Annotated in this window: 14 protein-coding genes, 1 riboswitch and 1 other annotated feature; of the genes, 4 read left to right on the top strand and 10 right to left on the bottom strand. The window is 35.7% G+C overall.

Going from position 1 to position 12,832, the window contains the following annotated elements; translation table 11 throughout:
* Positions 1-80 precede the first annotated feature (80 nt).
* Positions 81-857, top strand: coding sequence for a class I SAM-dependent methyltransferase (locus tag ACU8YW_RS07320; protein WP_097889748.1), 777 nt, complete (start codon positions 81-83; stop codon positions 855-857).
* 39 nt (positions 858-896) lie between these two features.
* Here ACU8YW_RS07320 and ACU8YW_RS07315 read toward each other — a convergent pair whose 3' ends face one another.
* Positions 897-1,106: a hypothetical protein gene (locus tag ACU8YW_RS07315; RefSeq protein ID WP_000880630.1), complete on the bottom strand. Its 210-nt coding sequence runs from the start codon at positions 1,104-1,106 to the stop codon at positions 897-899.
* A gap of 271 nt (positions 1,107-1,377) precedes the next feature.
* Positions 1,378-1,636, top strand: a binding site (T-box leader).
* A 56-nt stretch (positions 1,637-1,692) separates the two neighbouring features.
* Between ACU8YW_RS07315 and brnQ3 the strand changes: the two genes are divergently transcribed.
* The gene (brnQ3, locus tag ACU8YW_RS07310) at positions 1,693-3,048 is read left to right on the top strand and encodes a branched-chain amino acid transport system II carrier protein BrnQ3 (protein ID WP_097889749.1); all 1,356 of its coding nucleotides are present in this window, start codon (positions 1,693-1,695) and stop codon (positions 3,046-3,048) included.
* Positions 3,049-3,071: 23 nt separating this feature from the next.
* Here the strand turns inward: brnQ3 and ACU8YW_RS07305 are convergent, their stop codons facing one another.
* The 9 genes from ACU8YW_RS07305 to gltP all read right to left on the bottom strand — a co-directional run bounded on the left by ACU8YW_RS07305 (position 3,072) and on the right by gltP (position 10,799).
* A complete protein-coding gene (locus tag ACU8YW_RS07305) occupies positions 3,072-3,368 on the bottom strand; it encodes a DUF3922 domain-containing protein (protein WP_131932946.1) in 297 nt (98 codons plus the stop codon).
* Positions 3,369-3,466: 98 nt separating this feature from the next.
* Positions 3,467-4,099, bottom strand: coding sequence for a response regulator (locus ACU8YW_RS07300; protein WP_000598709.1), 633 nt, complete (start codon positions 4,097-4,099; stop codon positions 3,467-3,469).
* Positions 4,096-5,151 (bottom strand): sensor histidine kinase, encoded by a 1,056-nt coding sequence (locus ACU8YW_RS07295; RefSeq protein WP_064476649.1) that lies wholly within the window; start codon positions 5,149-5,151, stop codon positions 4,096-4,098. Before ACU8YW_RS07295 ends, ACU8YW_RS07300 begins: the two co-directional genes overlap by 4 nt.
* Complete coding sequence (liaF, locus tag ACU8YW_RS07290) at positions 5,151-5,891, bottom strand: cell wall-active antibiotics response protein LiaF (protein WP_075308724.1); 741 nt, start codon at positions 5,889-5,891, stop codon at positions 5,151-5,153. Before liaF ends, ACU8YW_RS07295 begins: the two co-directional genes overlap by 1 nt.
* 106 nt (positions 5,892-5,997) lie before the next feature.
* Positions 5,998-6,660, bottom strand: a complete 663-nt coding sequence (locus ACU8YW_RS07285; protein WP_075308722.1) for a PspA/IM30 family protein — start codon at positions 6,658-6,660, stop codon at positions 5,998-6,000.
* 56 nt (positions 6,661-6,716) lie between these two features.
* Complete coding sequence (locus ACU8YW_RS07280; RefSeq protein WP_000808634.1) at positions 6,717-7,073, bottom strand: lmo0954 family membrane protein; 357 nt, start codon at positions 7,071-7,073, stop codon at positions 6,717-6,719.
* 229 nt (positions 7,074-7,302) lie between these two features.
* The gene (locus tag ACU8YW_RS07275) at positions 7,303-8,619 is read right to left on the bottom strand and encodes a Na+/H+ antiporter NhaC family protein (RefSeq protein WP_088062675.1); all 1,317 of its coding nucleotides are present in this window, start codon (positions 8,617-8,619) and stop codon (positions 7,303-7,305) included.
* Between the two features lie 94 nt (positions 8,620-8,713).
* Positions 8,714-8,819: riboswitch (SAM riboswitch) on the bottom strand.
* Between the two features lie 120 nt (positions 8,820-8,939).
* Positions 8,940-9,458, bottom strand: coding sequence for a ribonuclease FAU-1 family protein (locus ACU8YW_RS07270; RefSeq protein ID WP_097908613.1), 519 nt, complete (start codon positions 9,456-9,458; stop codon positions 8,940-8,942).
* Between the two features lie 66 nt (positions 9,459-9,524).
* On the bottom strand, positions 9,525-10,799 hold the full coding sequence (gltP, locus tag ACU8YW_RS07265; protein WP_087985514.1) for a glutamate/aspartate:proton symporter GltP: 1,275 nt from the start codon (positions 10,797-10,799) through the stop codon (positions 9,525-9,527).
* A 493-nt stretch (positions 10,800-11,292) separates the two neighbouring features.
* On the opposite strand from gltP, the gene ACU8YW_RS07260 reads away from it, so the two are divergent.
* Positions 11,293-12,564: a murein hydrolase activator EnvC family protein gene (locus ACU8YW_RS07260; protein ID WP_097889752.1), complete on the top strand. Its 1,272-nt coding sequence runs from the start codon at positions 11,293-11,295 to the stop codon at positions 12,562-12,564.
* 102 nt (positions 12,565-12,666) lie between these two features.
* The gene (locus ACU8YW_RS07255; protein WP_001096003.1) at positions 12,667-12,828 is read left to right on the top strand and encodes a hypothetical protein; all 162 of its coding nucleotides are present in this window, start codon (positions 12,667-12,669) and stop codon (positions 12,826-12,828) included.
* Positions 12,829-12,832 lie beyond the last annotated feature (4 nt).

Here is a 12,832-nt window from a genome sequence, read left to right as displayed (position 1 = left end):
CTTATACTCTTCATATAAAAAACAAAAACGTGAAACACTATAAAATACGCTATACTAAGTATTGAAAGGAGGTCTTTTTCATGTCCATTAATTTTCACGATGCAAATAATAAATACACATACGCACAGCGAAACGCCCATATTTCTTGGGGAGAAATGATAAAAAGTATTACAAATATACAAAACAAGCAAATAATTGATATCGGCTGTGGTGGCGGGATTTATACGAAAGAACTTGCTCTTATGGGGGCCAAAAATGTCATTGGACTTGATTTTTCAAAAGAAATATTACAAGCTGCAAAAGAAAATTGTAGCGGCTTTCCAAATATTTCATTCATTCACGGTGATGCACATAACGTCCCATATCCTAATGATACATTCGACATTGTTATTTCGCGCGCAGTGATTCATCATTTACAAGACATTCCTACATTTTTACGTGAAGCTTCTCGTATATTAAAGAAAAACGGTGTACTTATTGTACAAGACCGAACTATTGAAGATTGTACAATTCCTGGAAGCCCCGAACACATTCGTGGATATTTTTTCTCTACCTTTCCAAAACTCATTGAAATAGAATCAAAAAGGCGGCCAAAAACCACCACGATACAGCAAGAATTACAAAAATATTTTCTTCACGTATTCCCCTCTCAAACACAATGGGAAGTACGAAAAATACATGATTCTGTAGAAGCATTGCTACAAGATTTATCACCTCGAACAGGTCGATCCATTCTATATGAATTAACAGATCATGAACTTTCTCAACTTCTACAACAGGTCCAGACCGCATTACAAAGCATCTCTCCTATTATCGAAAGAGATCGGTGGACAATTTGGAGCGCCATGAAATTGTAAGGAAGGAAGCCTCACAACATAATGTGAGGCTTCCTTCTTTCATAATCTAATTTTGCAACACTCTTGATATCCTCCACTTCTGGCCTGTGCACTTCCACACTTCGGACATACTAAATATCTAGACTGATTTGTCAACAAACTACCTTTTTGAAAGAGTAAAACTTCTGCTTGTTTAAACGAACGCGAATAATATAACCACATAAAACCAATTATAGCAATAATGCCAAATAATACTCCCATCGCAAGCATTCCAGTCACCTCTTTTGGTTTGTTCTTTCCAGCAAGTGGATTGTTGTATTATTCTCTGTAAATTCAAACAATACCTTCTTTACTGCTATAAATATCAACTTTCTCTATAAGTTTTACAATTCTCTACAAATTTTTACTCCCATTTTACAATTCACCATTCCCTTTACAACAACGAATATCACATTCAATATTTCCATATATAAATATATCTTTCAAAAAAATGTTGACTTTCAAAAAAAAACATGTGACAATACTGTCAGAATACTTGAATAAAAATTCATTGACGAGAACGAGTACGTTATAGGACTGTCCCCCAGAGAGTTGGCGATTTGCTGAAAGCCAACGTTCAGTGCGTAACCGAAAATCATCTCCGAGAAGTAGAACCGAATGTTACAGTAAGTTCTTACCGGCTGTCCCCCGTTACAAGGAACACGTATCATGTTGTACGTTGTAAAGCCGTATACATATAGACTCATTTCTACATGTATAAATTAGGGTGGTATCGCGGGTAAATATAACTCGTCCCTTTCTTTAGGGACGAGTTTTTTGTGTTCTTACAAATGAATTTAAAAAAGGAGGAAAAACAATGAACACTGTATCAAAAAAACATATTTTTTTCACGGGTCTTATGCTATTTTCTTTATTTTTTGGGGCAGGTAATTTAATTTTCCCTCCCATGCTTGGACAAAATGCAGGTGAAAACTTTTGGCCGGCAATGATTGGATTTTTACTAACAGGAGTCGGTTTACCATTATTAACTGTTATTGCAATTTCTTTATCAGGAAACGGCATGCAACAACTCGCAAGTCATGTTCACCCATTATTCGGAATTTTCTTTACTGTAGTTGTATATATCGCAATCGGTCCTTCTATGGGAATTCCACGCGTTGCAAATGTCGCTTATGAAATGGGTGTTAGTTCTTTCTTACCAGAAACAATTCGTTCTAGTAACCTAGCACTATTTTTATACACAGTCGTCTTCTTCGCTATCGTATTTTGGCTTAGTTTAAATCCATCTAAACTTGTCGATCGCATCGGAAATATTTTAACACCTATTTTATTACTCTCTATTTTCTTACTATTTGTTAAAAGTGTATTTACACCACTCGGGCAATCAGGACCAGCAATGCAAGAGTATCAAACTTCTCCAATCTTCAAAGGTTTTATGGAAGGATACTTAACGATGGATACCATTTCTGCGCTTGCATTTGGAATTATCGTTGTAAATGCCATTCGCTCTAAAGGTGTGAAGGATCGTAAATCCATTGCCATCGCAACAGCGAAAGCAGGACTTATTGCCGCTACTGGTCTCGTACTTGTATATGGTGCACTTGGCTGGCTCGGTGCAACTAGCGTCTCGCTCGGATATGCACAAAATGGCGGAAAATTACTTACTGTTATCGTACAGCAATTATTCGGTCCATACGGTTTACTTCTATTATCTCTAATCGTTACACTCGCTTGTCTAACAACTTGTGTTGGACTTGTATCTGCGTGTAGTCAATATTTCTCAACATTATTGACTAAATTTTCATACAAAATGTTCGCGAGTATCATTTGTGCATTAGGATTATTAGTTGCCAACTTAGGTTTAACGAAAATTATTTCCATCTCTGTTCCAATTCTACTTGTTGTATATCCAGTTGCAATTGTACTCGTTCTACTATCGTTACTTCATAAATATTTCGGTGGATATCGCTCTGTTTATGTAGGTGCTTTAATTGGAGCAGCAATCGTAAGCGTATTTGACGGATTAAAACAAGGTGGCATTTCAGTTTCATTTATCACACCATATTTTGAATTTATCCCTTTATATAATGAAGGAATTGGCTGGCTAATACCAGCATTAGCCGGGGCTATTATCGGCCTTACAATCGCTAAGTTAAGCGGTGCGAAAAAAGTTCCCTTAATAACCGATTCCCGCGAAGTAAAAGCATCCTAAAAAACTCCCGAAAGGGAGTTTTTTTACTTTTGATAAGCAGTATGATTAAAACTGCTTATTTTATACGCTTTCGTATAATATTCGATATTTGTATCCACTGTTTCTACTTTGATAACATCGTAGCAATCTTCTTGCTTTACTAAAAATAAATAGTACTCTTCTGTCGCCTCAACAATTGCAATTTTATCTGTTTCAACATTATATTGTTCACAAAGCGCTTGTAATGCGTTCACATAATCCCCTAATTTTTTAGACTTATCCATGCCAAATATCGTTTGAACTAACATACACTCTCTCCCCTTTGTATGTACTGTTAACAACTTAATGATAACGCTTACATTTGTTAACGTCAATAAAAAGATTTGGCGTAAACTAATAATCAGCGGAGATACCCCCCACTGATTAAAGTTTCACTTTATCATTTCGTCAATTGATGTCTAAACGCATAAATAACTGCCTGTGTCCGGTCACTTACATTTAGCTTATTTAAAATATTACTCACATGTGTCTTTACTGTTTTGAGAGCAATAAACAATTCATCTGCAATCTCTTGATTACTTTTCCCCTCTGCAATTAATAACAAAATTTCAGACTCTCTTTCTGTTAACTCCTCATGCAAAGGTTGTTCTTTCTTCTGACGCATACGAGACATCATTTTACCAGTAACTTTTGGCTCTAATACAGTTTCTCCATCATAAGTAGCTCGTACAGCGTCTGCTATATCACTTGCTCTTGATGTTTTTAATAAATAACTTGTCGCTCCCGCCTCAATAACAGGGTACAATTTCTCATCATCTAAAAAGCTCGTTACAACTACAATTTTCGCTTCTGGCCATTCCTGAATAATAGCACGTGTTGCTTCAACCCCATCCATCTCGTCCATGACAAGGTCCATCAAAATAATATCTGGTCTTAATTGCAGTGCTAACTCTGAACCTTTTCTTCCATTTTCAGCTTCTCCAACTACTTCGATATCTGGCTGCGTTGATAAATATGCTGATACACCCATTCGAACCATTTCATGATCATCGACAAGTAACACTTTTATCATGATTCTCCCCCTCTCTCAATCATAATCGGTACTTTTACTTCTATTTGTGTCCCTTTAGCGGGGAAACTAAGTACTTTTAATGTCCCACCAATTTCATGAACACGCTCTTGCATTGATCTTAAACCATATGAACCAGCCTTATTCACTCCGACTTCAAATCCAACGCCATCATCAATAATTTTTAGAATTGCATATTGATCAATTTTCCGAAGACGTACTTCCGTTTTCTTCGCTTTCGCATGTCGTAAAGTATTGGATAAAGCTTCTTGCACAATACGAAATAAATGATCTTCTACACCTTTTTTCAATTCTATTGGCTCGATTAGCCATTCAATTTTCATATGTTGCTTTCGCGATAATTCCGTCAATAATTCCTCTATACCTTGTGTCAGTTTCTTACCTTCTAATTGTACAGGCCGTAAATGAAGAAGCAACGCTCTCATTTCTGATTGTGCATTTACAACCATATTTTCAACGAGCTGCAACTGCTTTTTTGTCGTTTCTGGAATTTCAGCTACTTGTTCATTAATAGCCGACATCATCATCGACATTGCAAAAAGCTGCTGACTTACAGAATCATGCAGCTCCCTCGCCAATCGATGCCTTTCTTGAGATATCGCTTCTTGTCTCATCTCTTCATTCCAATGAGCTCGTTCATTCGTTACTTTTTGAAAGAGTCCAGCTTGCTCCTCTAATCGACGAGCAAGACCGATTACTTTTCGTTCTACTTCATGAAATTCATCATCTGCAGTAAACGAAACATCACTCGGAAAATTCCCTCGCTCCACTTCAAATAGAAAAGTATTTAATCCTTGTATACGCTGCTCTATATAGTAACCGATTGCATATCCTACAATTCCCCCGATAAGTAAACTTGTAGTCATAATAAACAAGCCAATTGGAACAGAAGCGATGGATTCCTTCCATAATAAATCATACACTTGTTGCTCGCTTTTCCATACATATACAATTGTACAAATGAGTGCAATACTAACAGAAGACAACATAGAATAACGAATATACATCCACGAAATATTTTTTTGTTTCTTCATTATACTTTCCTCACTTCCGTATCGCCTACGACAAGCGAAGAAATAATTTTAATACGACGAGGCGCTTCTTTATACTGCTCTGTTCTAAATGTAACATTGCGATTAAATCCTGTCTCTTCATGTCCTGGCAGGAGTACACGTCCGACAATAACAGAATGATTTAAAGACAATTCAATATCATATGGCACATATAAACGAATATTACCAACGACACCTCGGATAACAATTACCGTTTCTCCTTCTGGAATCATAGCAGTTGTTAAATCTATTTCCACATCACAAGCACCATATTGAACATTAATATCCTCAAGTTCATAAATATGATCCATCATTCGTATATTCCCTACAAACATATTTTTTAAATATGGTTCTGTACGATATATTTGCTTCTCTTCGTCTATAATCCCTTTTTCTTTAATTTCAACCTTCATTGCTTTTTGCTGATGTCCTTGTTGAATCAGTTGATAACCAATTAAAGCTAAACAAGCAAATACGACAAGAACAAATGCTGCTGATGAAAATAAGAAGAATAAAAATACGATACCACCAACAAATAAAAAGACATTTCCCCTTACATAACGATTCTTCTTACGATAATGCCTTCCAAACATAAGCATAATAAATGCAAAAATGAGACCACCTGGTTCAAAATGTCCAAGTATCATATCAAGAAAAAGACCGAATCCAAATATGATGAGGAGCATCCCCATTAATTGTGTTTTTGAAAATTGTTTCTTCATTTCAGCTCCCCCCTTCTTGTTACATATACATAGAAGAAAAGGCATTGCTTTCCAACACCTTTTCTCCTATCACTATATCATAAGCCTGTTTTATAATATACTACTATTATTTTGTTAACTCTTTCGTTAACGATACATCATTCTTCTCTTTCATTTCACGCTCAAGCTTTGCAATCTTCATATCAAATGTGTCACGTTCATGCTCCTCATTTATACGAGATTCTAAGTCGCGAATATGATCTTCAATTTCCTCAAAGCGTAAGAACGGATTATTTTCATCCATTTTATGCATCGCTGTATTCATACGACGATTTGCATGTGCCATATTTTCACGTGCCATTAATTCCATACGTTTTGCGTGCATTTCTTTTAATTTATTTTTCATCTCAGCAAGACGACGCTCTAACTCATCAATTTGATCTACAACACCTGCATACATTTCTTCTAATCGAGTTACTTGCCCTTCATAATACGCTACTTCTTCTAGCGCACGCTCATGTAGCTGTAATTCGCCTGCTTCTTGAGCGACGATCGCTTGCTTTGATCTTTTATTAACGAAATAACGTGCTTGCTCAAGCTCACGAGCGAAATTAGATTTTAATGTTTTGTGGCGCTCAATTAACTTCTCAATTTTTGTTATTTCACGCTCACTATCGCGTAAATATTGGTTTAACATCGCGATTGGATTTTTTCTTTCTTTCTCATCTAACACATTATGAAAATCTGCTAAAATTGCATCGCGTACACGTCCGAATAAAGATTGTTTCATTATAATCTTCCTCTCTTCTACTTTATCAATTTGATTTGGTTTTTATTAATTTTTTATTAGTTTTTCATTAACTTGTTCCACTCATCTTCAAAGTTGCTATATGGTTTAGAACTTTCTGGTGCAGAATCAACAACTACATTTTTTTCTTTTTTCCACTCACGGTATCCGTAGTATAAAACTACTAATGCTGCGATACCGATTAATGCTGGGGAATGAGAAAGGGCGATGGACAAGCCGATCAAACCAACAATACCCCAAGCTAACTTTCCAAAAAATGATTGTGCTCGCACAAATGATTTATAGCTCCAGTACACAACTCCTGCTCCAATTGCGAATCCTATAATACCAGCAAGACTGCCAAGAGCAATTAAAGCTAAAATACCAGCCGCGATAAACGCTAGAAATTGTTTCATCTTGTGCTTGCCTCCCTTCGATTTGATACTCTTATCTTAACTATTTTTTCACTTTTCCATAACGAGCTTAAGAACCGTTTTCGACTCAGACTTAAGACTGAGTTGCATTCAGCCTTTTGTAAAAATATGCGGTAGGATAGGATGATTCACTCTTTTATCGCACATAAAAAGCCGTACAGAGAACATTCTCTGTACGGCTTTCATTACTATTCATAAACTTCATTTTAAATTATGCTGTTTTGTGATACTCTTTCTTTCCCGCTACTTTAGAAAACCTCGGGAAACCAATTAATATAGAAATAATTCCACATACTCCAACTAAGATAGGATAAAACGCATATGGTAACAATTCAATCGGAGATAACGCCGCAAATCCTGCTGCCGTTAACATTTGCGCACCATACGGAATTAACCCTTGCACACAACATGAGAAAAGATCTAATACACTCGCTGATTTACGAGGATCAATTTCATATTGATCTGCAATGTTTTTCGCAAGTGGACCTGTAAAAATAATAGAAATCGTATTATTCGCTGTACACATATTCGTCATACTCACTAAGCCAGCGATACCGAACTCTGCTCCTTTTTTCGAACGAATGTTACGAGTTAAAATATTCATTAAATATTGAATACCACCATTATATTGAATCAGTTCGACCATACCACCAATTAAAATAGCAAGTAATACTAACTCCATCATACCGCCCATTCCAGTCGTTACACTTTTAAAGAAACTCTCTAACGTGTAACTCCCATCTAAAAGACCTATAACGCCGGATAGTACAGTTCCACCAGTTAACACAATAAGTACATTCCAACCAAGCAATGCTGTAATAAGTACTCCTGCATACGGTAAAATCTTTATCCAGTCAAAGCTATGCGCTTTAATCTGCGTGTCACTTCCTAAAGTAACGATTACTAATAGTACAACTGTAATAATAGCTGCTGGTAATACAATTAAAAAGTTCGTTTTAAACTTATCTTTCATTTCTGTTCCTTGTGAACGTACAGCTGCGATTGTTGTATCTGAAATAAATGATAAATTATCCCCAAACATCGCCCCACCAACAACAGTAGCCATCGTAAGTGCAATAGAGATATCAGTTTGCCCACTAATACCTACAGCAATTGGTGCTAATGCAGCAATTGTTCCCATTGAAGTTCCCATCGCTAATGAAATAAATGCCCCTATAACAAAAATTCCAGCTACGATAAATCCTTGCGGTAAAATGGATAACGCTAAATTAACTGTAGAATCAACGCCGCCCATCCCTTTTGCTGTTTCAGAAAATGCTCCTGCAAGTACAAAAATCAGAACCATAATCATAATATCCGGGTTCCCTGCACCTTTAGCAAATCGTTCTACTTTTACATTAAAACTTTCTTTACGATTCATTGCTAAAGCGACTCCTACAGCAATTGAAATTGCTACAAGTATCGGCAATTTATAGAAATCACCTGTAATAATTCCAGAACCAATAAATAGCGCCAAAAATATCCCAAGTGGTAATAAAGCCAAACCATTTCCTCTCGTTTCTTTCAAAGTACCATCTCTCCCTAGTTTCAACCTTTTTCTAATGAATAACAAAAGACCTCTTCCAATGAGAAGAGGTCTTATACATCTATAAGGAACGCTCTTCTCATCTTTCAAGCACATGCTTGCTGGATTTGGCACAGCACTCTGAAATCGAGTCCGCTGCCGAGGCATCGTAGGGCCAGTCCCTCCGCCTCTCTTTATAAGAAGGTTTCATATTTATTTTTTAATAATAATTTCTTCCCTAACTTTACTCGCTTACAAAACAAAAGTCAATTATTTTTTGTATAGATTTTTTTGGTAATTATACAAAAATTTGAATACAACAATCATTTTAACTTTTTGATTTCTTCTTCCAATATTGAAATCCAATAAAATTCACTATTTTTTATTGCATCTATTATCCATTTCGTAGTGTACCAAGCTAACTCATACTCTTCTTTTGTAACATCGTCACTTTTATAAGCATCCTCTAGCTCATCTTCATCCAATATATACATTTTACCGTTCGGTAATAACACTACATCTAAATATAAATCATCAAAATACGGTAAACCACGGTCGTCAATTTTATATTCTTTCGCCACATCGATATAATATTGCACTAATTTTTTCTGATCATCTAACATAGCTGTAATCGCAAAGTTTTTCCCGTCTATGAAATATTGAATCCACGTATATTGATTCCCTGCGATACAAAGTTCTTTACTATCATATTCTTTACAACTAGGTTCTCTTACCTTTTTTATTTCTAATATTCCTAGCATTCCTTCTTCCACTTGCTTAACCGTATAATCCTTCTCTATTAGTCGCTTCCACGAAGAACCGTCACCATATTTACGTTTCATTACGTCCGCTCCCCTTCTATATAGAAAAGCCCCCACATATTATGTGAGAGCTTGTTCAAATTATAATTAAGCTGCTTGACCTTTTTCAGAAATCTCTTTCAAATAAGCTTGTCCTTTTTCAGCGTCATATTGACCTTCCCACTTAGACATAACTACAGCTGCTAAAGAGTTTCCTACAACGTTAACTGCTGTACGAGCCATATCTAAAATACGGTCAATACCAGCGATAAAGGCTAAACCTTCAGCTGGAATACCTACTGTACCAAGTGTTGCTAATAATACAACGAATGATACGCCCGGTACACCCGCAATACCTTTTGATGTAACCATTAATACAAGTAATAATGTAATTTGTTGTGTAATGGATAATTCAATACCGTACATTTGCGCTAAGAAAATTGCTGCAATTGCTTGATATAAAGTTGATCCATCTAAGTTAAATGAATAACCTGTCGGAATAACGAAAGATGTAATTGCTTTCGGACAACCGAATTTCTCCATTTTCTCCATGATTTTTGGTAAAACTGTTTCTGAACTTGCTGTAGAATATGCTAAGATCAGCTCGTCTTTTAAAATCTTAAAGAATTGGAAAATGTTAATTCCAAATAGTTTCGCTGTAAGTCCTAGTATGACTACAACGAAGAAAATCATCGCACCATATACAACTATGACTAATTTCCCTAATGGAATTAATGAAGATAAACCAAACGTCGAAACTGTTACACCAATTAATGCGAATACACCAAACGGTGCAAATTTCATAACTTGGTTAGTCACGTAAAACATCGCATCTGCTACACCTTGGAAAAATTGAAGAACCGGTCTTCCTCTTTCACCAATCGCCGCAACTCCTAAACCAAATAGTACAGAGAAGAAGATAATCGCAAGCATATCGCCCTCAACCAATGATTTCATAATATTCGTTGGAACGATATTCACAAATGTATCTGCAAACGAATGACTTTGTACTTGAGCTGTTGTTTCTGCATATTTAGAAATATCAGTCTTTGTTAATTGATCCATATTCACGCCTTTTCCTGGTTGGAAAATATTCGCTACCAGTAGACCAACAACAATTGCAATTGTTGTAATAATTTCAAAATAAAGAATTGTTTTCCCGCCTAATCGGCCTAGTTTTTTAACATCGCCAACACCAGCAACTCCAACAACAATACTTGCTACAACAATCGGCACAACGATCATTTTAATTAATCGGATAAAAATATCACCAATTGGTTTTAGGTACCCTACAACTGTGCTATCGCCATAAAAAATTGCCCCCACCGCGATACCTAGGGCAAGTCCAATTAAAATTTGCCATGCAAGTCCTATTCTTTTCATATTTGTTGTAACCCCCTCTTCGATGTGTCACTCTACCTCTCATTCTATATCTATAAAACTTGAAATTAAGAGTATTACATATTATTCGACAATTCACTACATTTTGTCCCTGTTAAAAATCATAAATCAAAAAATTAAATCTGACAACAAAATAACTTTTCCTGAACACAAATAATTTTCTTGACAAAAATAAAACCCATGTCAGAAAACCTAACATGAGAACGATTCCTCACTAGTATTTTAGTGGGTTTTCAACTTGAATTTCACTATATAAAATCATGATTTTTTCCCTTTATTTTACAGATAAAATCTAGAATACACCTTTGTTGCACAAACTAAAAAAGTAAAATCACCATTACAAATACTGTTGAAAAATGATAAATTCCGACAAAACTTAGCAACTTTATAAAATTTTCTTTACATTATGGTTACAACGATAGACACTCTTCTTCTTATGATATATAACATTCATAGGGAAAGGAGCCAGACAACCATGAAAAAGAAATTTGCAGCGTTTAGTGTTTTAGCAGCAGGAACACTTTTTGTTTCTCCGTTACTTTCACCCGTATACGCTGAAACGAATCAAGATAAATTATCTAATATTCAATCTGAATTAGAAGGAAAACAAAATGACTTACAAAATAAATCAGTTGAGAAAGAACAAATAGAAAAAGAAATTCAAGAATTACAAAAGAAAATCGACGATTTAACTACTTCTATTAATAAAAACGAAGCTGAATTAAACGATACAAAAAAAGAAATTAGTAAAACACAACAAATAATTACTGAAAAAAAGAAACATATAGAGCAATTACAAACAAACATAGATACGCGTCAGGAAGTTATTAAACAACGTTTACAATCTATGCAAGAAAAACCTCGTACAAACATCATCACAGAGGTATTAACAAATTCTACAAACATTGCTGATCTTGTTGATAATATGTACTCTGTAAGTTTAATTTTAAACAATGATACAGATATTGTTAAAAAGCAAACAACTGACCAAAATGCTGTGACGAAAGAAAAAGAGGCTGTTGAGAAAAAAGAGCAACAACTGAAAGAATCCGAGCAAAAATTAGAACAAAAACAGCAAGAATTACAAAATAACCAACAACAGCAGCAAACCTTTATTAGCGATCTACATACGAAAGTAGCAAAAGTAGATTCAGAGATTGAAGGATTAGAAGAATCTAAAGGCATTTTAGAAAATCAGCGTCAAGCTGTTCAAAAAGCAATTGAAGAAGAAAAACGTGCCGAAGAGGCTCGTAAAGCTGAAGAAGCTCGCAAGGCAGAAGAAGCTCGTAAACAAGCCACTACATCTGCTCAAACAGCTCAAGCAGCTCCAACACCACACGATACAAATATTGGCGGGTTTATTAAGCCAGCAGCTGGATCAAAAACTTCTGGGTTTGGCGTGCGCTCTATAGATAACCATAAAGGAATCGATATCGCAGCCTCAGGAACCGTTCCAATTATTGCCGCTGCTGATGGTGTTGTTATTCGCTCAGAATTATCATCTAGTTACGGAAACGTTGTGTACTTATCTCACCGTATAAACGGAAAAACATATACGACAGTATATGCTCATATGAGTAGCCGTTCTGTATCAAATGGACAAACTGTAAAACAAGGCACTCAACTTGGATTCATGGGAAATACTGGCCAATCATACGGGCAGCATTTACACTTCGAACTTCACCTTGGAGAATGGAATGTCGGTAAGACAAACGCAGTGGATCCATCTCCTTATATCGGATTATAAAAAAAACTCGGTTCATACCGAGTTTTTTTATTTCCACTTCACACACTATAGGCATTCCACATAGACTACAACTAAATGCCCATATTTTACGAGGTGAATCATATGAATACACAATTACAACAGAAAATAGAAGAAGCTAGAGAAACTTACATTGGCCGGTTATTTACATTTGGCGGCTCAGCATTATTTTTAATCGGATCATTCATTGCAGTCGTCACAGCCTATAAAGCGTATAATCGTTTATTGAATACACCTACAACATAATAAA

The sequence above is a fragment of the Bacillus pretiosus genome, from assembly GCF_052947655.1.
The sequence above is the reverse complement of the archived record's forward strand: the minus strand, read 5'-3'. Positions and strand labels throughout refer to the sequence as shown.